A 26,119-nucleotide genomic window follows, 5' to 3' on the forward strand; every position below is an offset into this window, starting at 1 on the left:
TCTGATGATTACTCTTAAGCAATTTACATTCAACCCATACCAGGAAAATACCTATGTTTTATATGATGAAACAGGGGAATGCGTAATTATTGACCCGGGGATGCACGATGGCAGGGAGCAGAATATACTGGCCGGCTGGATTAAGGAAACCAAGCTGAAACCAGTGCTGCTGTTAAATACTCACTGCCATATAGACCATGTTTTTGGCAATAAATTTGTTTTCGATACCTGGAGTTTAAAACCGCAATTTCATAAAGGAGAGTTGTATATTCTTCAGGCAGTTCCAGGATATGCTCCACAAATGGGCTTAAACTATGAGCTCTCACCAGAACCAGAGGTCTTTTTAGAAGAAACAGGAACAGTGACTTTTGGAAATAGTGAATTAGAGTTGATTTTTGCGCCTGGTCATTCTCCGGCACATTTGTGTTTTTATGCAAAAGAGGATGGATTTATTGTTGGCGGTGATGTTTTATTCTATACCTCAATTGGCCGTACAGATCTGCCAGGCGGTAATCATCAGCAATTAATAGATAATATCAGAGAGAAGCTATTTATCTTGCCAGACAACGTAGAAGTATTTCCAGGTCACGGCCATCCGACTACAATCGGCTTTGAAAAACTAAACAATCCATTTTTAAAATAAGTACCTGTATATTTGACCAAACCACCATCATTTGAACACAGCCCTTTATATTGCCCGCAGGTATCTCTTTGCTAAAAAGTCTACCAATGCTATAAATATCATCTCTACTATATCAGTACTGGGTGTTTTTGTAGGCAGTGCGGCGTTGATTATTGTTTTATCAGTATTCAATGGATTTGAAGATGTTGTGCTGAAGATGTTCAATACCATTACCCCGCAACTGGTCATTGCACCCGCAGAGGGAAAAACCTTCAATCCGCACAGTGTTTTCTTTACAGAGCTTAAATCTGCAAAAGAAGTTTATTCCTTTACCGAAGTACTCTCTGAAAATGCCTTGCTGAGATACCGTGATAAACAATCGGTAGGAACGGTTAAAGGCGTGAGTACGTCTTATCTTAAGAATAAAAGTCTGGACAGTATTACTGTACAAGGGAAATTTATACTGCAGACTGAGGCAGGCCCTAATGCAGTGATTGGTTCTGCGCTGCAAAACTATTTAATGGTGAATACCAATGACCCGTTTACACAATTGCAGGTCTTTTCTCCCAAAAAGGGGCTGAAAACAAGTTCTGTGAATCCGGCTGATGATTTTATGGATCTGTATATTCCTGTATCAGGCATTTTTGAAGTACAACAGGATTTTGACAACATTGCGATTGTACCGCTAAGTTTCGCCAGAAAATTATTAAACGAGGAAATTAAAGTCTCTTCGATAGAGCTTAATTTACAAAAAGGAGTAGACCCGGATGTTTTTAAAGCGAAGATTGCACAACAGCTGGGCAAGAACTACGTTGTTAAAGATAGAGTGGAGCAGAACAAAGCATTATATAATATTTTAAGTACTGAAAAGTGGGCTGTATATATCATTTTAACATTTATTCTGATCATTGCCATTTTTAATATTATAGGCTCACTAACCATGCTGGTTATTGATAAACTGAAGGATATTGCGATATTGAGCAGTTTGGGAGCTGGAAAAGGCCTTATTAGAAAGATATTTCTTTTCGAAGGAATGATGATCACTTTAGCAGGCTGTGTTTTTGGTCTTTTTGTCGGGCTGGTTTTTTGTTTATTACAGCAGAAATTCGGATTGGTCAAAATGTCACAGGAGAACCTGCTGATGAGTAACGCCTATCCAATTGGCCTTAAATGGAAAGATTTTTTATTAGTATTCATCACAGTGAGCATTTTCTCGTTTATGGCATCAGCTTTGTCATCTAATTTGAGCGTGAAGAATATTAATCACTTAAATCAAGATCTCTAACATGAATTCCTTAAAACATACATTTTTATTATTATTCGTCCTTTCTATTGCTTTTACAGCTTGCAACCATACCGGCACAGAGACTCAAAAAAGTAAAACCAGAATAATCAAGGGATTGTATAGCTATGGCCCGGAAATCAAGTCTTTTACAGACTGTGAAGAGGGCAGGGAATACTGGGTTGCTGATAGTTCTAAAACGTTAGAGCTGGGTTATAGTAAATTCAATTTTGAGAAACCATACGAACCTGTTTATATTGAGGCAGAATGTCATGCTATTAAATCGGACAGCCTGGTGGTCTCAGCAGATTTTGACTCTACTTTAGTGGTGACTAAACTGATTAAAATTACACGCGAAATTCCTGATGGCCCCTGCAATCAATAGCAGGCCGATGCTTAATCGGTCACGTAAAGATTTTGCTTAATTTCAGGGATAATTCCTTTTTCCTGAGCCATTTTGAACAAGATATCTATCGCTTTTCTGCCTTCAGTACCCAAATCAACGGAGTATTTGTTGACATATAAATCGATGTGTTTATACATGACTGCTTCTTCCATTTCCTGTGCATGGGCAGAAATAAAGTCAATTCCTGATTTTGGGTTTTGGAAAGCGAATTCTACAGATTTGCGGATCAGGCGATTCACTTTCAGCTGTATTTCATGATCTAGCTTACGATTAATTACAATACCTCCCAGCGGGATCGCGCAACCTGTCAGTTCTTCCCAGTAACTACCCAGATCAACTATTTTATGTAATCCTTTTTCTGTATAAGTAAAACGGTTCTCATGAATAATAAGACCAAGATCAATGCGATGATTCAACAGGGCATCCTGGATCTCTGAGAAAACCATTACCTGTTTATTGAGCAAATTGGGAAAAGCAATACCCAACAGGAAATTTGCAGTAGTCAGTTCTCCGGGAATAGCCACACTCAAAGTAGAATCTTTTTGTGTTAAGCGTTCACTGCCAATTAAATCTTCATTTTTGCAAATTAACAACGGGCCGACTCCAAAGCCTAATGCACTTCCGGCATCCAGCAGTGCATATTTTTCTACTACATGTGCAAAAGCATGAAAACTTAACTTCGTAATATCCAGTTCTGAACGTAACGCCTTTTGATTTAAGGTTTCTACATCATCAAAGAATACTTCGAACTCCAGGCCCTCTGTATCAATTTTATGATGAATTAATGCGTCAAAAATAAAAGTATCGTTTGGACAAGGAGAAAAGCCGAGTGAAAGTTTCATGTGGTAAATGTAAGGAGTTCCAGTAGCCGCTTGGTTAACTGTTTGTCAAAAATTCAATTGCCCAATCGTTCAGATTTTTAATTGCTAACCCTATTTTCCAGCTGTCGCGGTTTCTTTCTTCCACATAATTGGAAATACTGCGAACTTGAATGCAAGGTATACCCAGCCGTGTACAGCAATAAAATACAGCAGCACCTTCCATACTTTCGGTAACCGGATTAAGGCGGCTGGTAATGGCCTGGATACTTTCCTTATTACCATGTACTTTGTTCACCGTAATCCCGTTCACTTCTGGTAAACCGGATAGCACCGCTTGTAAATTGGCAGATGAAGGTATTGCTTTCCCAGTGTACTTGCCTTTTCCAAAACCCAGCTCATCAATGGTCAGAAATTCATCTTTATTCTCTGCACCTAATTCTGAAAACTCGTCATTCACAATATTAACCAGGCTGCCTAAAGGGATTTCGCGATCAAAACAGCCCGCAATTCCTAAATTAACAACTAATTTATAATGCGTAGCTGCGGATAAATGCTGACCCATTGCAAATGCAGTAGCTGTCATTCCTACGCCAGTAATTAAAAGATCAAAATGCGGGGTTTCTATAAAACTTCCTTCGGCCAGTTCAAAAGCCGTACAACATCCGGCTAATTCGGCTCTTGTTGCTGCAACTACCAGTATCTTCATTTAACGAAGTTACAAAATAATGAATTTACCTGATTGTAAACCCGCTATAAACGAGTTTGCTGCTGTAAAACAGCTGAGCCAGAACATACCTTGCTTGTTTTTAGATAGTCTTCGTATATTTGCGGTCAATTACTGAAATATGATTTATATAACCCGCAAAGAATCTTTCAACGCCGCACATAAATTAGCAAGACCAGACTGGTCTGATGATCATAACCTGGAAGTTTTTGGCAAATGTGCCAATCCAAACTGGCATGGTCATAATTATCAGCTATTTGTTACTGTAAAGGGAGAAATAAACCCTGAAACAGGTTTTTTGGTTGACCTTAAATGGATGAAAGAAATTATCAATGAGCATATCATTGACAAACTTGACCATAGAAATCTCAATCTGGATGTAGATTTCATGAAAGACAAACTGGCTTCAACAGAAAACCTGGTGATTGCAGTTTGGGATCAATTACTGCCCCATATTCAACAAGGTGGTGCAATACTGCATTGCGTTAAAATTTACGAAACTGAAAACAACTTTGTAGAGTACTTCGGTTAATCACACGATATACATGGAAAATAATACACTAGATGCCTTCGATGAAGAAAACGAAGGGTATGTTAAAATAGATCGTTACAATACAGCAAAAACAGCTTCTATTTCCAGTCATTATACGGATATATTGACTCAGCTGGGAGAAGATCCTCAGCGGGAGGGCCTACTAAAAACACCTGAACGTGTGGCTAAATCTCTGCAATATCTGACCCATGGTTATGATATTAAGCCAGCTGAGATCTTACGTTCAGCCATGTTTAAAGAAGATTACAGCCAGATGGTTGTGGTCAAAGACATAGAAGTTTATTCTATGTGTGAACACCATATGCTGCCTTTCTTCGGGAAAGCGCATGTAGCTTATATTCCAAATGGCCATATTGTTGGTTTAAGCAAGATCCCACGTGTAGTAGATGCTTTTGCAAGAAGATTACAGGTACAGGAAAGACTGACGAATGAAATCAGAGATTGTATCCAGGAAACTTTGAACCCTGCAGGAGTAGCTGTAGTGATCGAATGTCAGCATTTGTGTATGGCAATGAGAGGGATACAAAAACAAAATTCAGTGACAACTACCTCAGCTTTTACAGGAGAATTTGCCAAAGATAAAACGAGGGCAGAGTTTTTGAGGTTAATAACAGCACGGTTACATTAGAAAACAATAATAATATAAATGAAAGCATATTTATTTCCAGGGCAAGGCGCGCAATTTTCAGGTATGGGTAAAGAACTGTACGAAACTGAAATGGCCAGAGAATTATTTGAAAAAGCAAATAATATTATTGGCTTCCGCATCAGCGACATCATGTTCTCGGGTACTGAAGAAGAGTTGAAACAAACCAGCGTTACTCAACCTGCCATATTCCTGCACTCGGTGATCCTTGCCAAATCTTTAGGAGATGATTTTAAACCAGATATGGTTGCAGGACACTCATTAGGTGAGTTTTCAGCATTGGTTGCTGCTTCAGCAATCTCCTTTGAAGATGGATTGAAGCTCGTGATTGCACGTGCAAATGCGATGCAGAAAGCCTGTGAATTACAGCCTTCAACTATGGCTGCAATCTTAGGATTAGCAGACGATGTAGTAGAGAAAATCTGTGCAGAAATTGACGAAGTAGTCGTGGCTGCAAATTACAACTGCCCGGGCCAGTTAGTTATTTCCGGCAGTATAGAAGGTATCGATATTGCCTGTGCAAAACTAACAGAAGCAGGAGCAAAGAGAGCCTTAAAATTAAATGTAGGTGGTGCATTTCACTCTCCGCTGATGGAACCAGCAAGAATTGAACTGAAAGAAGCCATAGAAAATACTACAATTCTGCCTCCGGTATGTCCGATTTACCAGAATGTTGATCCAAGACCACAAACAGATCCTGAAAAGATTAAATTTAATTTGATCACACAATTGACAGGTGCAGTGAGATGGACACAAACAGTAGAACGTATGCTGGCAGACGGAGCCGATGAGTTTATAGAAGTAGGACCTGGTAAAGTATTACAAGGCCTGGTTAAAAAAGTAAGCAGAGAAGCGCAGACCAGTTCGGCTGCAGTCCCTGTTTAATCGGTAATTATTAACTAAAACATCCGGCGTGAATATAGGGGGTAAAATTAGATTTCTTTTATTGATTCTGGGGATATGCTGTATAGTTACTGCATTATCGTTAAAACACTCTATAACAGAAAAAGACCTCCTGCAACATGAGGCAAGTAAACTTCAGGAAAACCTTGCCTTAAACGAACAGACAGTATATGATTTCTTAGCAGATGCGCAGCAGCTTGAAAGAGCCAAGCAATTTCACCTGAATGAAACATTTGCTTTGAATTATATTAATTCCTTTGGCGCCAAAGGAATTAATATTCTGACCTACGACCATTCCGTCCTTAAATTCTGGAGTTCTTATAAAGCGATACCACCAAACCTGGATAAGGTAAAAGAAGGGTCTTCCTTCCTGCAACTAGCTAATGGATGGTATGAAGCGATAAAAAAAACAGAAGGAAGTTATACTTTGATCTTTCTGATTGATGTCAAAGATCAGTTCAGCATTCAGAACCGGTATCTTAAAAACGGTATTGTAAAAGATTTATCTTCCTCTAATTCCCTTGCCCTGGCCTCTTTTATGGATGAACAGGTGAACGGCATTATGAACCTCGATGGCAAATTGCTGTTTGAGGTTAAACTCAAACCCAATTACACAGAGAGCGTTTACTCTACGATACAAATCTGGCTCTGGATAGTTGGTCTATTCAGTTTTGCCCTTTTTGTGAACTCATTTTGTGCGCGGCTGGCCAAAAGAGGCTATTTGATTCCGGCAACCCTGTTGCTTATTGCCTTTTTTTTAGGTGTAAGGGTTACAGATCTGGAATACGGATGGTATAACCACCAGTTCAGCCTCGAAATTTTCAGCCCTGCTATTTATGCAGAAAGTTTCTTTTTACCATCTCTTGGAGATTTTCTGCTCAATGTATTATCCATTACCTGGGTTGTACTCTTTATGTTTACTTATAAAGATGAGTACCGGCTTCCACAATGGATGGTCAGGAGTAAAGTTGCAGGTCTGTTCTTTCACCTGTTGCTATTGCTGCTGTTCTCTGGCATTGCCTTTTTGATGAATGATGTCTTTTTTGGTCTTATTTATAATTCCAAGATCAACTTTGACATTACCAATATTATTAATCTGAGCTGGTTAAGCTGGGTGTGTATTATCATTCTTTGCCTGGTTTGGTTTAATGTTTATTTGTTAGCCAATATCTGTATAGAACTGACCAGACAGTTAAACGTCAGCAATAAGGAGAGGTTGATTCTATTCCTGACAATGTTTGCCCTGTATTTCGTCTATATGTTATGTATAGATTTTACAGCTTTCTTCATCGCTTATGCTTTATTTCTGTTTATCATTTCTTACAATGGCTATATTCAGAAGAATAAGTTTTCCATAGGTGTTTTTGCTGCTGTTTTTTTCTGTCTTGCCTTTGTATCCTCTATTAAGTATTTGAAATTTAATGATATTAAAGAGCGAAGCAACCGGTATGTAATTGCGCAGAAACTGCAATCTTCGGATGATCCTAAGGTCATTAATTCTATTGAAAGCCTTGGTAATGGAATCTCCAATGATTTATTCATTACTGATTATTTTAAAAGTCCGGGATCAAACCGGCATCTTGCCCTGCAGAATTATATTATCAAGACCTTTTTAGATGGGTATTTATCCCCATTTGAACATAATTTTTATGAATTTAATGCCACCGATTCTACGCTTGCTGTAAGAGAAGACCGGTCGTTGCAACACTATCAAAACCTGGTTAAATCGGGTTCTGTAAAGATTTCGAACTTCTTTTACCGCCTGAATGATACCTTCGGTTATCAGAACTACTTCGGGATCATTCCAATCTTTGACGATAACCATATTCTGGGCACATTGGTCATCGAGCTGAAGTCACAACAATACAATTATAACAGCCAGTTTCCTGAGATCCTGATTGATGGCAAATTAAAAAATGATGAAGATTATAGTAATTACTCTTTTGCCTTTTATAACAATAACAAGCTGATTAAGCAGGCTGGAAAGTACACTTATAAAATAGCCAACACAGAGTTTAAAGGCGTTTACGGTGAGCCTGTAATTGTGAATGAACCTAAATTGGGTTATAGCCACCTGATCTATTCTGCTAGTAACTCCAAAATCATTGTGATCAGTAAAGAAAAGGTGAATTATATTGTCAGGCTTGCTGCATTATCTTTCTTCTTCCTGATGTTTATTATCTTTTCTGCGGCTTTATACATGCTGATCTGGCTATTGAAGAACATTGATAAGAGCTGGGGAGGGTGGTTTAATATCAACCGCTCTTTAATGATCAATGCAAATAAAATTCTATATAAAACGCGGATACAATTGTCTATCGTACTTTCGGTTGTAGCCACCTTACTGATTGTTGGCTGGTCTACTTTCTTTTATATCCGTGACGAGTACAGGAAACAACAAGAAGACTTTATCAGAGAAAAGATACGGAAAGTCCAGCTTTCTTATGAAAAGCAGATCTTCAGCACTGGTATACCAGAAGCTACTGATATGGCCGTGATTAATTTCAACCAGTTTGCTGATATCAATTCGGCCTATTTAAACTTGTTTGACACGGATGGGAACCTGTTGTTTACTTCATTGCCTAAGATGTATGATTACGGTATTATAGGGACTAAAATGGAGCCTAAAGCCTATATCTATCTCAAGCAGGTTCAAAGGTCAGAATATTCCAATCCCCAGGAAACCATTGGAGAATTCAAATATTCTTCTGCTTATGCGCCGATCCGTAATGCACAAAATCAGACTGTCGCTTATATAGGTTTGCCTTATTATGGAAATGAAGCTGATTATCAGTCAAAAATCGGGTTGTTTATCAATACATTGATTAATATATATGCCCTTGTTTTTGTGGCTATTGGTATCCTGGCAGTTTTTCTGGCTAACCAGATTACAAGTCCGTTAACTTTTATACAGGAAAGTATCAGAAAGACTAAACTTGGACAGAAAAATCAACCTATTATCTGGTCACGTCATGATGAGATCGGTTCACTGATCAAAGAATATAATAAAATGATAGCTGCACTGGAAGAGAGTGCGGTGAAGCTGGCTAAGTCAGAAAGGGAGAGTGCATGGCGTGAAATGGCCAAGCAGGTTGCGCATGAAATCAAAAATCCACTTACTCCATTAAAATTGGGTGTACAATTGCTGGAGAAATCATGGAAAGAGAAAGATCCTAATTTTGAGCAGAAATTTGAGCGTTTCTACAGGTCTTTTGTAGAGCAGATTGATAGCCTGGCGACCATTGCCTCAGAGTTCTCTAATTTTGCTAAAATGCCAGACACCAAGCTGGAGAAATTGAAGTTGATCCCAATTATTGAACAAACAAGAGATGTCTTTGTCAACACTAAAAATGTAGAAATCTATATTTCTAACCTGACCAATAAAGAGGTACTGATACAAGGCGATAAAGATCAGATGCTGCGGTCGTTCAATAACCTGATGAAGAATGCAATAGAGGCTGCAAACATGAAAGAGAAGTGTATGATCTTTATTAAAATTACCAACGACCAGAACTATGTTTGGGTGGAGGTCGAAGATAACGGAAAAGGAATCGACCTGGACCTGCAGCCGAAAATATTTGTTCCTAATTTTACTACTAAATCTTCTGGGACAGGTTTAGGTTTAGCCTTTGTGAAACAGGCTGTAGAGAATGCAGGCGGAACAGTCGACTTCAAATCAGTAGCCGATACCGGAACTACCTTTTACCTGAGTTTCCCGCTTGTTCAGGGACAGGCCTGAGTATAGGAAGGCAGGTTTAAATTATTTTAAGGTAATCGCTGCTTTCCCCATTGTAAAGCCATTTGCATAAAGCAGAATCGCATAAGTACCTTTCACAAAAGGTCTCGGATTTACCCATTCAATAGTGTAAGCCGTTGCATCATTGTTATAAGAAATAGTAATCATGTCACTATACTGCATTTCCTGGCCTTCTGCTTCAAACATATTCTGTTCATCAGCAATCAGATTTCCTGAAGGATCAAAAACACGGATGTATATCTTGTGATAGTCTTTTGTTGCCAATTCATTAGGAATGATATTAAAATAAGTGACCAGTTTTTTAGCAGTGGAAGCTTTGGTGACTTCTACATTTTTACCACTGTTTTTAACTTTAAAGGCGGCAAGAGCTACATTGAAAGCCTTTAAAGCGGCCCCACTTTTTACCTTGGCATTTAATTCTGAATTTTTCTTTTCCAACGCATTCGCTTTGGCAGATACCGTAGTTACTGACCTGACCAGGCTGTCTCTTTCAGCTTTAAGAAAAGAGTTCTCTTTTTCCAGGCGGGAGAAATCATCTTTATAGTCTGTTAAAAATGCGCGTAATTTTTTAAGCTCTGCCTGGGCGGCTATGAGTTCTGCCTGAGTAACTTGTCCTTTTTGTAAAGATTGTTTGAGTGCTGAAATTTTTATTCTGGCCAGTTTTTGCTCATTCTGAAGTTTTTCAGTCAGGGCAACATTCATCGTGTTGACCTTGTCAAATTCGACCTCTATCTTTTCTACTTCCAGTTTTAGTCTTTCTTTCTCTGTATTGGTTGTGACGAAACGTTCCTTTTCATATTTGTCCTTAAAATATAAAAAGGCGTTTGTGCCCAATAAGGCCACTATTACTACAATTAGAAAATATATTTTATTACGGTCTCCTTTATTTACGGGATCTTTACGGTCTAACATTTGAAATCAAAAATTGAGGTTTCTTTGTCGAATTGTTTATGATACTTATTGATAAAAAAAACGAACATAGGATAAATAATATAATTTGTGGTAAAAAAAATGACTCAAATTGTATGAGAGCTAAAAAAAAATCGTTTAATTGCTAACGTTGGAGGGCAAAATTGAGTATTACGTCCCCACATTTATTTTAAATTTAAACTACCAAAAGAACCAATAATGCTGAAAAAGATTGTTTTTGCAATTCTAACAACTTTAATTACCCCAATTTTTATCTATGCACAAACAGCAGCAAAAATTGCTCCAAAAAGGGAGTTCAGAGGGGTTTGGGTTGCAACTGTTACGAATATTGACTGGCCTTCAAGACCAGGCCTGAGTGTGGATGAACAAAAGCAGGAGCTGATTGCACTGCTTGATCAGCATAAAAGAAACGGAATGAACGCTATTATGCTGCAGGTAAGGCCGGCAGCTGATGCATTTTACCGTAAATCAAGAGAACCCTGGAGTCAATGGCTGATGGGGAAACAAGGTATTGCGCCAAGTCCGGGATATGATCCTCTGGAGTTTGCAATTGCAGAAGCGCACTCCCGTGGCATGGAGTTGCATGCATGGTTTAACCCATATCGGGCAAGTATGAGTGCAAATACAGTCTTCAGTGAAGATCATATGACCAAAAAAAGGCCGGATATGTTTTTCACTTATGGCGGAAAGAAACAATTCGATCCGGGATTACCTGAGGTCAGAGAATATATTGTGCAGGTAATTCTGGATGTGGTTAAGGGTTACGATGTAGATGGAATTCACTTTGATGATTACTTTTATCCTTACCCTATTGCCGGACAACGTATCAATGACGGAGCTACCTTTAGCAAATACTCCAATGGATTTACCAATCTGAATGATTGGAGAAGAAACAATGTTGACCTGCTGATCAAACAGCTGGATGATAGTATTCACCATTATAAAAAGTATGTGAAATTTGGGATCAGTCCATTTGGAATCTGGAAAAACAGAAAAGAAGATCCGGAAGGATCTGAGACGCACGGTCTTTCTAACTTTACAGAACTCTATGCTGATTCCAGAAAATGGATTAAAGAAGGTTGGGTAGATTATATTAATCCACAGGTCTATTTCAGTTTTACCAGGAAAGCTGCACCGTTTGATACTTTAGTAGACTGGTGGAGTAACAATACTTACGGCAGACACCTTTATATCGGACAGGCTGCTTACCTGATGAACCAACGCATGGAAGCAGCATGGAGGGATCCAAGTCAGATCCCGGACCAGATCAGATATATGCGGGCGAATAACCGGGTGCAGGGAAGTGTGTTCTTTAGTTCCAAATCATTTTCTACAGTAGCAAGGGCAACTGCAGACTCCCTGAGGAATGATTTATACAAATATCCGGCACTTCCTCCACAAATGCCATGGTTGGACGAGATTGTACCAAACATACCACAAGGTTTAACTGCTGAGGCGGTTGGTGTGGGTGTTCAGCTTAAGTGGTCAGCCCCATTAAAAGCTGAAGATGGAGAAACGGCTTCGGGATATGTAATTTACCGCTTTGATGAAGGAGAAAAAATCAGCGTAGTTAATCCTAAGAATATTGTTAAAATCAGTTTCAATGATACCCCATCCTTTCTGGATACCAATACCATTAAAGGAAGAAGATATACTTACCTCGTTACAGCGCTCGACAGGTTGAAAAATGAGAGCGATGCAAGTGGCCCGGTAGGGGTCGAGACTAAATAAGAAAAGCGGCCACTATGCAATGCCCACAGAAAGTATCTAACTTTTTGGAGGCATTGCATAGTGGCCGCTTTTTGCTTAATCTGTAGATTTGTTATTTCTGCGGCATTAAGACCATCCGGATATAGTTATCCTGTTTTAAATACTTTTGCGCATTCGTTTTAGAAGATTCAGTGGTCACTTCGTTGAGTCTTTCTTTTGCAGTCAATAACTGATTCAGCTCATCTTCATATTTAAGTCTGGTAGTCAGATAACCAAGCCAGTATCCATTGTTACGCAGATTCAGTTCCTGCTGACGCTGTACCTCAGACTTGAATTTCGCCAGGTCCTGTGCAGTGACGCCATTGGTTCTTATTGTTTTTACTTCGTCCAATGCTGCGGCAATCAGCTTTTCTACGTTCGCTGGTGCACAACTAAAAGAAATCGTGAAATAATAATGTGCTCTTGGATATTTATTCACACTCAATGAAACGCCCGGAGAATAAACCCCGCTTTCTTTTTCGCGCAACCTCTCCAGGATTTTAATTTCCAAAGCGCTGCTTAAAGCATCAAGCTGTACATTGTTTGAAGTGGTATAGTCATAGTCACCGTGAATGTAGAGCTGAACACTCGCTTTTTCTTCTAAACCTTTGTAAACTGTTTTGCTCACCAGGCCATTTGGCGTACGGGAGCCGAGGTCTATATAATCGGTCTTTTTATTCAAGGTAGGTAAACTGGCAATATAAGTCTCTATAAGCGGCTTAATAGTATTCAGGTCAAAGTTGCCAACAAACACAAAGCTCTGTTCTCCAAGGCCCGCAAAACGTGCTTTATAGAAAGAGAGGGCTTTGTCCAGAGAGATCTTATCAATATCTGCTAAGGTATAAGGCATACTTCTTTTGTTGTAAGAAGAAAGTACCGCTTGTACTGTGTCTGCAAAAACGCTTTCAGGCTCTGCATCTTTATTTTCCAGACTTACTTTAGCATCGCTGATCGCCTTGTTAAAAATCTCTGTGTCTTTACGCGGGTTCAAGGCCGAAGCAGTAACCATCTGTAGTGCATTTTCCAGGTCTTTAGGTGCAGCACTTCCACTAAAACCCTGGTACAATTCGCCTACATAAGCACCAGCACTGCCTGTATTTCCCGCTAAAAGCCTGTTGAGTTGTGAAGGATTAAAGTCACCTAAACCACTTTGTGTAATGATGCCCACATTATCAGCAGATTGATAATCATTCGGATCTGCTAATGAAGTCCCGCCTTTAGAAAAGGAGCTGAACAGGATCTGATCGTTTTTGAAGTCTGTTGGCTTCAGCAAAACTTTTATACCATTGCTCAGTGTCCATTGTGTAACCCCGATATCCTCAAATTTCTTTTCTGCAATCACTTTCCCAGCTATTGGTTTTTGTGCGAGAAGCGGTTTGTTAACAGCGTTATCCACATAAGGCTTTAAGTTTTTTGAGGCATTGTCCAAAGCAGCAAGCAATTGAGCTGTGGTTGGAAGATTTGCTTTTTCCTTTTCAGGGGCCGTGACAATAACGATTTGGTTTTCCTTGGTAATCAGCGTTTTTGCCAGTGCATTGACTTCAGCAAGGGTGATTGTCTTAAGGTTTTCTTTCGTGTCTGCATAGTTGAACTCAATGGAGCCAATCGCCGATCCGGTTAAAAAATTACTCAGGTATTCTCCTACAAAAGCAGCAGACGAAGTTTTGTCTTTCTCTTTCAATAAGATTTCATTCCCGGCTTCAATATTCTTTTTAACTACATCAAGTTCTGATTGCAGAAAACCAAATTTAACAGCACGTTCACTTTCGCCAATTGCTGCGGTAAATGCGTGCAAGAGGTCTTTTCCTGATTTTGCACCGGCACTCGTTTGAAAAGCATTGATTTTAGGAACTAAACCTCCCTGATAACCTCCAAAGGAGCCTTGTGCAAATAAGAATGGGGCGTTGTCTTTTTCCAGAATTTCCTGATAACGAGCAGACAACATAGAGTTGACCATACTGTAAATAACATTTTTTCTTTGATCTGCTGTCGTTTTTAAGATGTTTCCGCGTTGTTTCCAGGTCACCGAAGCTACATTGTACTGTTGTTCTGCATCAGTAATAATCTTAACTAATGGTGCTTTGTTATCCGGAAGATCATAATTTAATCTTTCCTTTTCTTTGACCGGATTTTTTAAACCGGAGAAGTTGGCAATAATTAATTTTTCTACTTCATTCACATCAAAATCCCCAACAGCAATCACTGCTTGCAAATCTGGTCTGTACCAGTCTGCATAAAAGTTTCTGATTTTATCGTGTGTGAAATTTTTTAGCAGCTCAATTTTTCCGATAGGAAGCCTGTTTTCATAACGGGAATCTTTCAGCATGATTGGAAGCAATTGCTTTCTGATCCGCTCTCCTGAATTTTTACCGCTCTGGCGATCTTCTTCAATGATTACGCCTCTTTCTCGATCTATCTCGTCTCCATTCATAGAGATTTTTCCTGCCCAGTTGGCCAGAATTTTAAAGCCAGTATGGAAAAGTTCAGTACTGTCAGTTGGAATAGGCAATTGATATACGGTCTGATCAAATGAAGTATAAGCATTTAAATCAGCACCAAAACGTACACCTGCTTTTTGCAGATAATTGATGATTTCATTTTTGGGAAAATCTTTTGTCCCGTTAAAAGCCATGTGTTCGGTAAAGTGAGCCAGTCCTAACTGATCGTCATTTTCCATTAAAGAACCGATTCGGTTAGCCAGGTAGAGCTCAGCTCTGTTTTTAGGCTCCGCATTTTTCCGGATATAATAAGTAAGGCCATTGGGTAATCTGCCGATTTTAACGGCTGGGTCATTAGGGATTAGCTTTCCAGTGCGGGCTTTCTGCTGAGCAGCTGGTTGGTGTTTTGTAGTCTTTTGTTGTCCTGATACAGGGTTGTTAATTGCGGCAAGCACAGCTAATCCGATGATCGGGATGATATTTTTATACATATGGGTTTAATTTAAGCGCCTGTTTAAGAAACGGTCTAAAACTCTATTTTGATATAGTTTTGAACGATTTCTTAAACAGGCGCTAAGATTTTATTAAAAATAATGCTTAGAATTTCCAGCGGACGAAAGCTTCCATCGCTTCGTATTCCGCCAAGCCTAAGTCATCGTAAGCTCTCGCTGTGTCTCTGTTTCTATCTTCAGCGCGCTCCCAGAATTCTCTGGAATCATCACCCGGAAATACTGCTCTGTCTTTTTGTGACTGGTGTTTGAAAATTGCATATTTCTTTTTCAATAGTTCCTGAGGACTCAATGGAACTGCCATTTCAATTTCATGGGTATCAAATTCCTGCCATGCACCACGGTACATCCATAACCAGCAATCTTTTGCCCATGCTTCTGTTTTGCGCAACTGGTTCATTGCCTCAATAATGATGTTAAAGCAAACCAGGTGTGTTCCGTGTGGATCTTCGAAGTCTCCGGCAGCAAAAATCTGCTCAGGTTTAACTTTTTGGAGTAATTCCATCGTCAGTTCCACATCCAGATTGGTTACCGGGTTTTTCTTGTTTTTCCCACTTTCATAAAAAGGAAGTGCCATAAAATGGATATGATCATCTTCCAGCCCGCAGTAACGTGCTCCTGCTATCGCTTCACCTTTTCTGATCAGCCCTTTTACGGATTGAATTTCTGGTGTATCTACCTGATTAGGTTTTTTATCCGCAATAAATGTGCGCATGTGATCATAAATACCTTTCAGTTCTTTTTGATCCAGTCCCATTTTCTCTGCGAAGTCAATGCTGAATTCTACAAATCTTAAGGCGTCGTCATCCCATACTGCAGTATTTCCTGAAGTCTGGTAGGCCACATGTACGTCGTGTTGCTGATCGACCAGGCGGATAAAAGTACCGCCCATAGAAATGACATCATCGTCTGGGTGCGGGGAGAAAATCACCACTCGTTTTTTAGCTGGGGCTGCTCTTTCCGGACGCTGAGAATCATCTGCGTTTGGTTTACCTCCCGGCCATCCGGTAATAGTATGTTGTAATTTGTTGAAAATATGAATATTGATGTTGTAAACCGGGCCTCTTTCAATGGCTAATTGTGCCATACCGTGATTGTTGAAATCATCTTCGGTAAGTTTCAAAATTGGTTTCTTTAAGGTATTTGCTAACCAGATTACTGCTTTTCTTATTAATTTATCTTCCCATACACAGTCTTTAACAAGCCATGGGGTATCAAAACGGGTTAATAACGATGCTGCATCTTTATCCAGGATAAATTCTACATGATCAGATAGTTGCAGGTAGGTAGCGGGTACTTCACTTGAAATTTCTCCTTCTACTGCTTTTTTGATAATAGAAGCTTTTTTCTGGTTCCATGCCATCAGGATGATTTCACGGGCTTTGAAAATAGTTCCGATTCCCATCGTGATTGCTTTGGAAGGCACGAAGGATTTTCCTCCGAAGTCTCTTGCTGCATCTCTTCTGGTCAGGTCATCAAGGGTAACCAGACGGGTTCCTGAATTGGGAGCCGAACCTGGTTCGTTAAATCCAATGTGCCCTGTACGTCCAATTCCGAGGATTTGAATGTCCAGACCACCTAGTTCTCCGATTTTGCGTTCGTAATCAAGGCAGAATGCGGGAATAGCTTCCAGTTCGAGTGTTCCATCGGGAATATTGATATGCTCTTTAGGGATATCAATGTGATCGAATAAATTCTCGTTCATAAAGGTCACATAACTCTGGGCAGCGTTAGGCTGCATCGGGTAATATTCGTCCAGGTTGAAGGTGATGACATTGCTGAAGCTAAGATTTTCCTCTTTGTGTAAACGTACAAGCTCTGCGTATACTGCAACGGGGGTAACTCCGGTTGCAAGGCCTAGAACTGCCTTTTGCTTCTTTTCTTGTTTGTCTCTGATGAGATTAGCGATACGTTGTGCAACGTTAATGGATGCTACTGCTGGGTTATCAAATACTGAAACAGGGAGTTTTTCGAAACGTGTTTCTTCCAAAAGATTTAATCTAGCCATTGTAATTATGGTGTTTTTGAGGATTTAAGGAAGACGTAAATATAAAAAAGTTTTTGGGTCTTCGATAAAAAAGGGATGTAGTGTTTTTTTGACGCATTCATGAAGAATAAATGCACGTCAAAAAAACACTACATCCCTTTTTTATCTCAGCTTATGGGGAGGCTGGAGGGAGGGTAGTTTGAAAGGGGTTTATTTAAGAATAGCAATTGATGGGTACCTGTTGGAGAGGAGGGTAGTTTGAAAGGGGATAATTTACAGGAGGATAATTAGGAAGCCTGCGAATAACTCAATAAAATAACTCAATAAAATAACTCAATAAAATAGTTCAATAAAAATAACCCAATAAAAAGAATTCGATTAGAAAGATCTTGATAGCTAAAAAACTTAATAAAATGGACTTTATTAGAAAGTTTTTAAAGAAAAATAGGCTTCGAGTTCTTTCAGGGTGTTTTCGTTGGTGTACATGTCTTTGATGATTTTTCCTTTTTCGAATAAAATGATGCGTTCGCATACATCTGTAACATGGTTAAGGTCATGGCTGGAAATCAGGGTAGTGAGTTGTCTTGCTTTTAAAGTTTTTAAATGGTCTTTAAGTCTGATTTGTGTGGTTGGATCAAGGTTTGCAAAGGGTTCGTCCAGGATCAGCAGTTCGGGGTTTTGGAGCAGTGCTGCCACGATGCCTATTTTGTTTTGATTTCCCATTGAAAAATCGCGGATGTATTTACCACTGTTCATAATCTCTCCGTTAAAGAGTTCTGTATAGGGGATTAAATAATTCATGACCTCCGAAGGGCTGTACTGTTGCAGGGAACCGATAAAAAGAAAATATTCTTCTGGAGTAAGGTAATTGATCAGAAATCCTTCGTCAAGAAAAGATGCTGTATAGTTTTTCCACTGTTCGTCGTGGGCTACATTTTTACCTTTGGAAAGTATCTCTCCTGAAAATGGACGGATCAGATCCAGCAGCATTCTGAACAGGGTTGTTTTACCGGCGCCATTGTTGCCTACAATGCCAACAGTCTCTCCTGCGTTAATGATTAAATGATCAATATCTACTACGGTAGTACCAGCGTATTCTTTTTTTAATTCTTTAATTTCCAGCATCTTATTTTTGTCTAAAGCCTTCTGCGATTAGGTATTTTCTTTTTTGGAATTCTTTGGTCAGGAAGTTTATCCAGAAACTTCTGGTAGCTAAACCTGCAAGGCCAACCATAGCTACTGCCGCAATTCCCCAATAAGGGTTTGAAACCAGGGATACCGGTAAATAAATTAGATATGTGCTTAGCATGAGGGGAATAGTCTGCAGCATTGTAGAAGCGGTAATGCCCTGCCAGTTCATTGAAGATCCTTTGCTTAAGTCGAGGGCTTTGTAGTTTCTGGTGGCAAAGTATAAAGTGATCACTGAGGTGACGCCGATATTATAAAAATAGACAGCAAACTGCAGGATCAGGATTTTCCAGCTGATTAATCCGTAAAGGCTTACTAAGGCTGTCAGCACTGTTGATCCGATAGTAAACAGGAGGAACTTTGCCCTGAAAAAGGTCTTTATATTAAGCCTACTGGTTAAAAGTCCGTCAAATTCGGCACTTTGCCAGCCAAACATAAATTGTCCGTAGAGCATAATCATGTTCCCGGTCATAAAAGCCGCGGGGAATAGCAGCGTCCAGAATTTATCGGCAGTTAGTTTGTCTTGTTTGTAGAAAAGAAGGCCATAGAAGATGAAAAGCAGCCCTTTAGTCAGGGTGGAACGGGATCTTTTGTTTCGTAATATTAATTTAATCTCCAGGGCAAGGTAAATGCCTGTTTCTCCAAACCGGTCCAGAAATGGATAATCTGTACTTGATTTTTTCTGTTTTGCTGATTGTAATTCTTCGAGATAAAGGTTCCCTTTTAAAAAGCTGGTATTAATTGCCAGCATCACTATAGCTGCAACGGGAAAGATTAATGCGATTATTGGGGTTGTGGTTATTGCATGAAATGCCAGGTTTGATGCTGATGCGATAGAGAAGACTTTGAAATATTCAAACAGACCTACGGCAACTAAAAAGACTGAGCCGAGTATTCCTGCTTTAAGATTTCCAATAGTCAGTCTTTTGAAATAAAGCGCTGCATAATTATTGAAAACGACCAGAGAGGTAATAGCCAGTAGATACATGATACAGGTAAACGAACCAAAATCATTGCTGATCTTTAAAATGGAAAAAGGAAAAAACAAAAGGAGTGGCAGCAGGTTGAAAACTGAGAAAAGTGCTGTGATATTTAAGAAAGAGATGAGTTTCTTTTTAGGGATATTCAGGTGCAGGTAGGGCTGTACGGCAAGGGTAGGCAGCTCTTGTAATTGTAAACGCATCAGGAATTCCAGTGTGAAATAATACAGGATCATGCCGTTGAAAACCAGCATAACGTCTTTGCCGGGAAGCATTTCCTCAATGATATGCTCCATATTATACCCAATAAAAATGGAAACAAGGGCCAGATAAAGAATAATGAAACCCATAATCAGCTGGGTCGCAATTGTACCACCCTTGCCTTTGGATCTCCAAAAACTCATCCACTGATGTGCTAAAAATGTTGCGTACATAATCGTAAATATATATAAAAATTAACTCCGTGCTGCACCTGAATTTCGCTGTGGAGCAAGCGGCCGGCAGATCTGCTATATAGAAGGTGCTTTGTTGAGTTATTGCTGTTTTTTTTTCATATTTTTGCGGGAAAGAATATATTATGGCAAGCTTTACGTTCACTCCTGAATCAGCAGAAAGAGTTAAAATCAAAGTCCTTAGAAAGTATAGAGATTTAGCTAAAGAGAATTTAATATTTGCACCTGGTCAGGAAGATCAGCTGGTTAATCAATTGACTGCTTTACTAAAAAGAGATGTCAGGTATGTTGAATTTACCATCAATAAAGCACTGGCCGATCCTAACGGGAACAGGTTGTAAGCAATAGGTACGCTCATCCTCTTTAACTCATCCGCATGCTCATGAAACGAAATAAGTTTGCACTTTTATTTGCTCTTATTGCATTAGCGACCTTCACCTGGTCTTTTAAGGAGGATCTATTCCTGGTCTCTAAAAATCTGGACATTTTCGCGTCTTTATATAGGGAGATTAACATCAATTATGTTGATGAAACTAATGCCGGAGATTTAATGAAGAGCGGTATCGATGCAATGCTGGACACATTGGACCCTTATACTACTTATATTCCTGAATCTGAAGTAGAGGATTATAAGCTAAAATATGTGAGCACACAATTTGGCGGAATCGGTGCGAGTACTGTTTTTATCGAAGGGAAACTTTTTGTAAATGAAGTGAGTGCGGATTATCCTGCCTTCAAGCTTGGCATTCAGCCAGGTGATCAGATTGTAAAGATCAACGGGATTGAAGTGAAAGGAAAAGAACGTGCTGAGGTAAGCCGTTTACTGCGTGGCCCACGTGGTTCTGCTGTAGATTTGCTGCTGGTGAGAGCGGGAACTGTCATTCAAAAACAGTTGGTCAGAGACGAAATCAAACAACTCAATGTTTCTTATTCAGGGATGATCGGTGATCTGGCTTATATCAGGCTCGATAAGTTTCTGGAGAATTCTGCACAAGAAGTACAGGACGCAGCGGTTGAATTGAATAAACTGCATCCAAAAGGGATGATCCTTGACCTGAGGTATAATGGGGGAGGGATTTTGCAGGAAGCGGTGAAAATTGTCAATCTGTTTGTCAACAAAGACCTGGTTGTAGTAACTCAAAAAGGTCGTAATCCTGAAAAAACAATTAATTATAAAACAAGCAATCTGCCACTGCTGCCGGATCTTCCGTTAGTGGTATTGATCAATGGTTCTTCTGCATCAGCTTCAGAAATAGTTGCAGGTGCTTTGCAGGATCTGGACAGGGCTGTGATCATCGGGCAAAGGAGTTATGGCAAGGGTCTCGTTCAGCAAACTTTTAACCTGCCTTATAATAGTCTGGTTAAAGTTACGGTAGCCAAGTATTTTACACCTTCTGGAAGATGTATTCAGGCGGTAGATTATGCGCATAAAAATAAAGAGGGGAAAAATGTAAAGATTGCCGACTCCCTGATTGCAAAATATAAAACCAAAACTGGCAGAAGCGTCTATAACGGAAGCGGTGTTTATCCGGATGTAGAAGTCGGGACTATTAAGTTAAGCCCTATAACCATCTCATTAATTAGCAAGAGCATGTTTTTTGACTTTGCCAATGCTTATAAAAAGAGCCATGCAACAATTACCCCGGCTACTGATTTTCAGGTGTCGGATGAGGATTATACTGCTTTTGCCAATTCGCTGGATGGTAAAGATTATGCTTACACTTCTACCGCAGAAAGATTGTTGTCAGAGTTGAGAGCTGAAGCAGAAAAAGAACAAAAGCTAGGCTTGGTAAAGACAGATCTGGAAGACCTGAAGGCTAAGATGCTGGTTGCTAAAAAAACAGAGATATTTACGCACAAAGCAGAGATCAAAAGAATGCTTGAAACACAGATTGTAAGCAGGTATTATTTTGAGAAGGGTAAAATAGTGCAAGCATTCCAGTATGATAAAGAACTGGAAGCCGCTAAATCAGTGCTTGGCAATTCCACTAAAATGCTTGCAATATTAAAAGGTGAGGGTACTTATAAAACTATAGGTGACCCGGCAAAAGCAATTGCTGCCCCTGCAGATAGCAATTAATCAGTTCCGTGTAATTTCACAACTAAACCATCCATTTCATGGCTTAATTGCAACTGGCAGGCTAATCTTGAATTCGGTAAAAGATCAGGTAAAGTGTCCAGCATGGCATATTCGTCATCTGTCATTTCCTTTAACTTGTCTTCGCCTTCCAGAACATCCACACAGCAGGTTGCACATAAAGCCATGCCACCGCAAGTTGCTAAAATATCATATTCACACGCTTTAAGATACTCCATCAAGCTTAATCCCATATCTACAGGAGCTTCCAGTGAAGTTAAAGTGCCATCAGGGTTCTGAACGTGTACGGTAATATTATTTTCTTCCATTATTTAAAATTCTGCTACTCCGTTAACTGTCGTATATTTCATAGTGTATTTAATACCAGGGTTCATGTACTGGTAAGCACTGTGACTCATTAATGCAGCCTCGTGGAATCCGCAAAGGATTAGTTTCAATTTATTTGTATAAGTATTGATATCGCCAATTGCGTAAATACCCGGGATATTAGTAGAGTAATCATCAGTGTTAACTTCGATCGCACTTTTATTAATATTCAGGTTCCATTGCTCAATCGGGCCTAATTTAGGGCTTAATCCGAAAAGAGGAATCAAATGGTCAGCATTAACGATAGTTTTTTCAAGTGTTTTGTTATGTACAATTTCTACATTTTCCAGTTTGCCTGTTCCTGTTACAGCTCCCAGATTACTGTTCAATACAAGATTGATCTTTCCACTTTCTGCCAGTTGCATTACTTTAGCGACAGAGTCTGGTGCTCCACGGAAGCTTTCGCTGCGGTGCACAAGTGTTAATTCTTCTACAATATCAGCCAGGAATATAGTCCAGTCTAATGCAGAGTCACCACCACCTGCAATGACCATTTTCTGTCCGCGGTACTGCTCAGGATCAAGGATCATGTAATTTACACCACGTCCGTTTTCAAACTGCTCCAGTCCGGATACCACAGGTTTACGAGGTTCAAAACAACCTAATCCACCAGCAATTACTACGACTTTGGCTTCTATGATAGTACCCATATTGGTTGTCAGGACGAAATCACCTTCACCACGTTTCTCCAAACCTTCAATACGTTCGCCCAAAGTATAACCAGGATGAAAAGGTTTCGCTTGTTCTACCAGGTTATCAACTAGTTCCTGAGCTAATACGCTCGGATAACCAGGGATATCATATATAGGTTTTTTAGGATAAATTTCGGAAAGCTGACCTCCAACCTGAGGTAAGTAATCAATTAAATGACAACGCATTTTAAGCAAACCTGCTTCGAAAATAGCAAACAAACCTACGGGTCCGGCGCCAATGATGGCTATATCTGTAGAAATCATGTATTTAAATTTGTTGCGAATTTACGAAATTTGTTTGTAATGATTCTCAATTGTCTGCATTTGATTCAAAATTGAGGCAGATTTGACAAAGTTGACTGATCTAATGGGTTAAGTATTCATTTTATCATAGAGTTAGGGCCGTTTGTCTGTAAAAATTATTTTTGAACATGATTGATAAAATGGTTGACTATCTTTGAATATTGATGAAAAAGAACATATATTTTGCCTCTGATTTTCATTTAGGGTCACCAAATCATGCTGAAAGCCGTCTTCGCGAGGACAGGATTGTACGCTGGCTAACTTCCATTGAATCAACTTGTGCAGAGTTATTTTTGATGGGAGATATTTTTGATTTTTGGTTTGAATATAAAACCGTTGTGCCTAAAGGATATATCCGTTTGCTCGGAAAGCTGGCGTCGCTGTCTGATGCTGGTGTTAAAATCTATTTTTTTAAAGGAAACCACGACATGTGGGTAGATGATTATTTTACCAAAGAAATGGGGATACAGATTGTTAGTGATGAGCTGGTTATCCATCGTGGAGGGAAGAGTTTTTATCTGCATCATGGTGATGGACTGGGGCCTGGCGATGCAGGTTACCGGGTGCTGCGGAAATTCTTCAGGAATCCCATTTGCAGGTGGTTATTTTCCGTCCTTCCGCCAAGGATTGGTCTGGGAATCGCTACGGGCTGGTCAGGCCATAGCCGGATTGTGAATACAGCTACAGAAGAGGTTTTTCTGGGCGAGGATAAAGAGTGGTTGGCTGTGTACTCAAGAGAGGTGCTGGAAAAACAGCACTATGATTATTTCATTTATGGACACCGCCATTTACCAATGATCGTTGACTTGGGTAAAGGGAGTAAATATTACAATATAGGAGAGTGGTTTGGATTTAATTCTTATGCTGTTTTTGACGGCGAAGAGTTGAGTTTAAAGTATTTTGAGAAGGCAGGGGAGTAAAATATACACTAATGCGCTGATCAATTATTAGTTGAGTGCCCCGGTCGTCCTTGAAAAACAATCCTATATTTCACCGAAATTCCTTATTTTTGTAGTCCTATAAATACCAAATGCTTCAGTGAACCTTTCTGATCCGGTAATTTCTCGCCAATTAAGGTAGATATTAACGGTATAAACATTGTTGAAAGGGGCTGAGCAGCTATTTATTTGCTGAATAAAAAGATTATGTTAGAGAAATTAGAAGCTATAAAAATTCGCTGGGAAGATGTAGAAGAGCAATTGACTAATCCTGATACTATGCAGGATATGAAACGTTTTGCCCAGTTAAATAAAGAATATAAAGATTTAAGCAAGATTGTAAATGAATATTTGATTTACAAAAATGTAATGAGCAACATTGACGCAAACAAAGAAATTCTGCTGACTGAGAAGGATGCGGAAATGCGTGAAATGGCTAAAGAAGAATTGGATTTACTGTTGAAACAACAGGAAGAGATTGAGGAAAAGGTTCGCCTGATGCTGATCCCTGTAGATCCTGAAGATTCTAAAAATGCAGTGTTCGAGATCAGAGGTGGTACAGGTGGTGATGAAGCAGCTTTATTTGCTGGTGATTTATTCCGGATGTATACCCGTTTCTTTGAGCAGAAGCGCTGGAAAGTTGAAGTTGTGGATGTTACTGAAGGTACAGCCGGCGGATACAAAGAGGTGATCATGAAAGTTAGCGGGGAAGATGTATACGGACAATTGAAATATGAGTCTGGTGTACACCGTGTGCAGCGTGTGCCTGACACAGAAACACAAGGGAGAGTACATACGTCAGCTGCTTCGGTAGCCGTATTACCAGAAGCAGAGGAAATTGATTTCTATTTGAACCCTGCTGATATTGATCTGCAAACTTCACGCTCAGGTGGTGCAGGTGGACAGAACGTAAATAAGGTAGAGACTAAGGTACAGTTGACACACAGACCATCAGGTATGGTTGTTGTTTGTCAGCAGGAACGTTCACAGTTAGGGAACAGAGAAATTGCGATGGAGATGTTACGTAGTAAGTTATATGATATCGAATTGCAGAAACGTAATGGAGACATTGCTTCAAGACGTAAAACGATGGTATCTACTGGTGACCGTTCAGCTAAGATCAGAACCTACAATTATCCACAGGGTAGAGTAACGGATCACCGCATTGGTTTAACGTTATATAACCTGAATGGTGTGATGGATGGTGGTGTTCAAGAACTTATTGATGCATTACAGTTTGCTGAGAATGCAGAAAAGATGAAAGAGGGCTCTGTAGCTTAATGAGTTAGGTTTTTATTCAAAAATAATTGAAATATTAATTTTGAATTGTAATTATAGTTCCTATATTTGCAATCCCGAAAGGGAAAGACGGACCGGTAGTTCAGCTGGTTAGAATGCCGCCCTGTCACGGCGGAGGTCGCGGGTTCGAGTCCCGTCCGGTCCGCAAGATTAGACAAAACATTAAAAAACCCTGTTATCATTTGATGACAGGGTTTTTTGTTTTAAATGGTTTGGCTCCTTTGGGATCAAGCGGAAAAGTTGGGAGGAATGATTTTAGGCATATATTTTAGAAAGTCTGAATAAGAAGAATTTGATATCTCTTACGCCTCTGGAAGTTGCTCAGAAAGCCTTAACCTTTGCATTAAAAGATTCTGCGGAAGCATTAGTAGCCCTGTTGGCGAAGAAGTTCAGAATAGATAAATAATGTGACTGAATAGACCTTGATACTGTTTTGAATGCCTCTATCTCAGCATCTTCTACGTCATTGTACCATA

22 protein-coding genes and 1 tRNA gene are annotated in these 26,119 nt (G+C 39.6%); 13 read left to right on the plus strand and 10 right to left on the minus strand.

What is annotated here, in order from left to right; all coding sequences use genetic code 11:
* The first annotated feature begins 4 nt into the window (after window positions 1-4).
* Genes ABIB30_RS26185 through ABIB30_RS26195 form a run of 3 tightly spaced genes read left to right on the plus strand, consistent with a single transcriptional unit; the run spans window position 5 to window position 2,289 of the window.
* Complete coding sequence (locus ABIB30_RS26185; protein ID WP_354305982.1) at window positions 5-643, plus strand: MBL fold metallo-hydrolase; 639 nt, start codon at window positions 5-7, stop codon at window positions 641-643.
* A 31-nt stretch (window positions 644-674) separates the two neighbouring features.
* Entirely contained in the window at window positions 675-1,907 is a 1,233-nt protein-coding gene (locus ABIB30_RS26190; RefSeq protein ID WP_354305983.1) for an ABC transporter permease, read from the plus strand.
* A 1-nt stretch (window position 1,908) separates the two neighbouring features.
* Window positions 1,909-2,289, plus strand: a complete 381-nt coding sequence (locus tag ABIB30_RS26195; RefSeq protein WP_068405022.1) for a hypothetical protein — start codon at window positions 1,909-1,911, stop codon at window positions 2,287-2,289.
* 11 nt (window positions 2,290-2,300) lie between these two features.
* Here ABIB30_RS26195 and ABIB30_RS26200 read toward each other — a convergent pair whose 3' ends face one another.
* Together ABIB30_RS26200 and mqnB are read right to left on the minus strand one after the other, a co-directional pair.
* Window positions 2,301-3,152: a menaquinone biosynthesis family protein gene (locus ABIB30_RS26200; protein ID WP_354305984.1), complete on the minus strand. Its 852-nt coding sequence runs from the start codon at window positions 3,150-3,152 to the stop codon at window positions 2,301-2,303.
* A gap of 34 nt (window positions 3,153-3,186) precedes the next feature.
* Window positions 3,187-3,837 (minus strand): futalosine hydrolase, encoded by a 651-nt coding sequence (mqnB, locus tag ABIB30_RS26205; protein WP_354305985.1) that lies wholly within the window; start codon window positions 3,835-3,837, stop codon window positions 3,187-3,189.
* Window positions 3,838-3,976: 139 nt separating this feature from the next.
* On the opposite strand from mqnB, the gene ABIB30_RS26210 reads away from it, so the two are divergent.
* From ABIB30_RS26210 to ABIB30_RS26225, 4 genes are read left to right on the plus strand one after another with little or no spacing between them, the layout of a single operon-like run.
* Window positions 3,977-4,387, plus strand: a complete 411-nt coding sequence (locus tag ABIB30_RS26210) for a 6-carboxytetrahydropterin synthase (RefSeq protein ID WP_068405027.1) — start codon at window positions 3,977-3,979, stop codon at window positions 4,385-4,387.
* 13 nt (window positions 4,388-4,400) lie between these two features.
* Window positions 4,401-5,036: a GTP cyclohydrolase I FolE gene (folE, locus tag ABIB30_RS26215; RefSeq protein WP_354305986.1), complete on the plus strand. Its 636-nt coding sequence runs from the start codon at window positions 4,401-4,403 to the stop codon at window positions 5,034-5,036.
* Between the two features lie 18 nt (window positions 5,037-5,054).
* A complete protein-coding gene (gene fabD / locus ABIB30_RS26220; RefSeq protein ID WP_354305987.1) occupies window positions 5,055-5,939 on the plus strand; it encodes an ACP S-malonyltransferase in 885 nt (294 codons plus the stop codon).
* Window positions 5,940-5,967: 28 nt separating this feature from the next.
* Window positions 5,968-9,696, plus strand: coding sequence for a sensor histidine kinase (locus tag ABIB30_RS26225; protein WP_354305988.1), 3,729 nt, complete (start codon window positions 5,968-5,970; stop codon window positions 9,694-9,696).
* Window positions 9,697-9,717: 21 nt separating this feature from the next.
* Here ABIB30_RS26225 and ABIB30_RS26230 read toward each other — a convergent pair whose 3' ends face one another.
* The gene (locus ABIB30_RS26230) at window positions 9,718-10,626 is read right to left on the minus strand and encodes a DUF8428 domain-containing protein (protein ID WP_354305989.1); all 909 of its coding nucleotides are present in this window, start codon (window positions 10,624-10,626) and stop codon (window positions 9,718-9,720) included.
* A 216-nt stretch (window positions 10,627-10,842) separates the two neighbouring features.
* On the opposite strand from ABIB30_RS26230, the gene ABIB30_RS26235 reads away from it, so the two are divergent.
* Window positions 10,843-12,375, plus strand: coding sequence for a glycoside hydrolase family 10-like protein (locus tag ABIB30_RS26235; protein WP_354305990.1), 1,533 nt, complete (start codon window positions 10,843-10,845; stop codon window positions 12,373-12,375).
* A gap of 91 nt (window positions 12,376-12,466) precedes the next feature.
* Here the strand turns inward: ABIB30_RS26235 and ABIB30_RS26240 are convergent, their stop codons facing one another.
* The 4 genes from ABIB30_RS26240 to ABIB30_RS26255 all read right to left on the minus strand — a co-directional run bounded on the left by ABIB30_RS26240 (window position 12,467) and on the right by ABIB30_RS26255 (window position 19,929).
* Window positions 12,467-15,322, minus strand: coding sequence for a M16 family metallopeptidase (locus tag ABIB30_RS26240; RefSeq protein WP_354305991.1), 2,856 nt, complete (start codon window positions 15,320-15,322; stop codon window positions 12,467-12,469).
* Between the two features lie 106 nt (window positions 15,323-15,428).
* Window positions 15,429-17,348, minus strand: a complete 1,920-nt coding sequence (gene nagB, locus ABIB30_RS26245; protein WP_354305992.1) for a glucosamine-6-phosphate deaminase — start codon at window positions 17,346-17,348, stop codon at window positions 15,429-15,431.
* A gap of 402 nt (window positions 17,349-17,750) precedes the next feature.
* Complete coding sequence (locus tag ABIB30_RS26250) at window positions 17,751-18,452, minus strand: ABC transporter ATP-binding protein (RefSeq protein ID WP_354305993.1); 702 nt, start codon at window positions 18,450-18,452, stop codon at window positions 17,751-17,753.
* A gap of 1 nt (window position 18,453) precedes the next feature.
* Window positions 18,454-19,929 (minus strand): DUF5687 family protein, encoded by a 1,476-nt coding sequence (locus ABIB30_RS26255; RefSeq protein ID WP_354305994.1) that lies wholly within the window; start codon window positions 19,927-19,929, stop codon window positions 18,454-18,456.
* A 143-nt stretch (window positions 19,930-20,072) separates the two neighbouring features.
* On the opposite strand from ABIB30_RS26255, the gene ABIB30_RS26260 reads away from it, so the two are divergent.
* Window positions 20,073-20,288 (plus strand): hypothetical protein, encoded by a 216-nt coding sequence (locus ABIB30_RS26260; protein ID WP_111636124.1) that lies wholly within the window; start codon window positions 20,073-20,075, stop codon window positions 20,286-20,288.
* Between the two features lie 41 nt (window positions 20,289-20,329).
* Window positions 20,330-22,027 (plus strand): S41 family peptidase, encoded by a 1,698-nt coding sequence (locus ABIB30_RS26265; RefSeq protein ID WP_354305995.1) that lies wholly within the window; start codon window positions 20,330-20,332, stop codon window positions 22,025-22,027.
* On the opposite strand, the gene ABIB30_RS26270 is transcribed toward ABIB30_RS26265, so the two are convergent.
* Both ABIB30_RS26270 and ABIB30_RS26275 read right to left on the minus strand, forming a co-directional pair.
* Entirely contained in the window at window positions 22,024-22,353 is a 330-nt protein-coding gene (locus ABIB30_RS26270) for a 2Fe-2S iron-sulfur cluster-binding protein (protein ID WP_068405051.1), read from the minus strand. The genes ABIB30_RS26265 and ABIB30_RS26270 overlap by 4 nt on opposite strands.
* 3 nt (window positions 22,354-22,356) lie before the next feature.
* On the minus strand, window positions 22,357-23,367 hold the full coding sequence (locus ABIB30_RS26275; RefSeq protein ID WP_068405053.1) for an NAD(P)/FAD-dependent oxidoreductase: 1,011 nt from the start codon (window positions 23,365-23,367) through the stop codon (window positions 22,357-22,359).
* A gap of 203 nt (window positions 23,368-23,570) precedes the next feature.
* Here ABIB30_RS26275 and ABIB30_RS26280 point away from each other — a divergent pair, with 203 nt between their 5' ends.
* The 3 genes from ABIB30_RS26280 to ABIB30_RS26290 all read left to right on the plus strand — a co-directional run bounded on the left by ABIB30_RS26280 (window position 23,571) and on the right by ABIB30_RS26290 (window position 25,788).
* Window positions 23,571-24,326: a UDP-2,3-diacylglucosamine diphosphatase gene (locus ABIB30_RS26280; RefSeq protein ID WP_354305996.1), complete on the plus strand. Its 756-nt coding sequence runs from the start codon at window positions 23,571-23,573 to the stop codon at window positions 24,324-24,326.
* Window positions 24,327-24,551: 225 nt separating this feature from the next.
* Window positions 24,552-25,625, plus strand: a complete 1,074-nt coding sequence (gene prfA, locus ABIB30_RS26285; RefSeq protein ID WP_068405058.1) for a peptide chain release factor 1 — start codon at window positions 24,552-24,554, stop codon at window positions 25,623-25,625.
* 89 nt (window positions 25,626-25,714) lie between these two features.
* Window positions 25,715-25,788, plus strand: a tRNA-Asp gene (locus ABIB30_RS26290).
* A gap of 176 nt (window positions 25,789-25,964) precedes the next feature.
* On the opposite strand, the gene ABIB30_RS26295 is transcribed toward ABIB30_RS26290, so the two are convergent.
* Window positions 25,965-26,119 (minus strand): transposase (locus ABIB30_RS26295; RefSeq protein ID WP_354305997.1); only part of this gene is annotated, 155 nt, incomplete at its 5' end.

Source organism: Pedobacter sp. UYP1 (assembly GCF_040547305.1).
Taxonomy (GTDB): Bacteria; Bacteroidota; Bacteroidia; order Sphingobacteriales; family Sphingobacteriaceae; genus Pedobacter.

Bases quoted from the DNA above. Each gene is read 5' to 3' on its own strand.
- ABIB30_RS26185 (WP_354305982.1), top strand. From the start codon at position 5: ATGATTACTCTTAAGCAATTTACATTCAACCCATACCAGGAAAATACC.
- ABIB30_RS26195 (WP_068405022.1), top strand. From the start codon at position 1,909: ATGAATTCCTTAAAACATACATTTTTATTATTATTCGTCCTTTCTATT.
- ABIB30_RS26200 (WP_354305984.1), bottom strand. From the start codon at position 3,152: ATGAAACTTTCACTCGGCTTTTCTCCTTGTCCAAACGATACTTTTATT.
- mqnB (WP_354305985.1), bottom strand. From the start codon at position 3,837: ATGAAGATACTGGTAGTTGCAGCAACAAGAGCCGAATTAGCCGGATGT.
- ABIB30_RS26210 (WP_068405027.1), top strand. From the start codon at position 3,977: ATGATTTATATAACCCGCAAAGAATCTTTCAACGCCGCACATAAATTA.
- folE (WP_354305986.1), top strand. From the start codon at position 4,401: ATGGAAAATAATACACTAGATGCCTTCGATGAAGAAAACGAAGGGTAT.
- fabD (WP_354305987.1), top strand. From the start codon at position 5,055: ATGAAAGCATATTTATTTCCAGGGCAAGGCGCGCAATTTTCAGGTATG.
- ABIB30_RS26230 (WP_354305989.1), bottom strand. From the start codon at position 10,626: ATGTTAGACCGTAAAGATCCCGTAAATAAAGGAGACCGTAATAAAATA.
- ABIB30_RS26235 (WP_354305990.1), top strand. From the start codon at position 10,843: ATGCTGAAAAAGATTGTTTTTGCAATTCTAACAACTTTAATTACCCCA.
- ABIB30_RS26240 (WP_354305991.1), bottom strand. From the start codon at position 15,322: ATGTATAAAAATATCATCCCGATCATCGGATTAGCTGTGCTTGCCGCA.
- nagB (WP_354305992.1), bottom strand. From the start codon at position 17,348: ATGGCTAGATTAAATCTTTTGGAAGAAACACGTTTCGAAAAACTCCCT.
- ABIB30_RS26250 (WP_354305993.1), bottom strand. From the start codon at position 18,452: ATGCTGGAAATTAAAGAATTAAAAAAAGAATACGCTGGTACTACCGTA.
- ABIB30_RS26255 (WP_354305994.1), bottom strand. From the start codon at position 19,929: ATGTACGCAACATTTTTAGCACATCAGTGGATGAGTTTTTGGAGATCC.
- ABIB30_RS26260 (WP_111636124.1), top strand. From the start codon at position 20,073: ATGGCAAGCTTTACGTTCACTCCTGAATCAGCAGAAAGAGTTAAAATC.
- ABIB30_RS26265 (WP_354305995.1), top strand. From the start codon at position 20,330: ATGAAACGAAATAAGTTTGCACTTTTATTTGCTCTTATTGCATTAGCG.
- ABIB30_RS26270 (WP_068405051.1), bottom strand. From the start codon at position 22,353: ATGGAAGAAAATAATATTACCGTACACGTTCAGAACCCTGATGGCACT.
- ABIB30_RS26275 (WP_068405053.1), bottom strand. From the start codon at position 23,367: ATGATTTCTACAGATATAGCCATCATTGGCGCCGGACCCGTAGGTTTG.
- ABIB30_RS26280 (WP_354305996.1), top strand. From the start codon at position 23,571: ATGAAAAAGAACATATATTTTGCCTCTGATTTTCATTTAGGGTCACCA.
- prfA (WP_068405058.1), top strand. From the start codon at position 24,552: ATGTTAGAGAAATTAGAAGCTATAAAAATTCGCTGGGAAGATGTAGAA.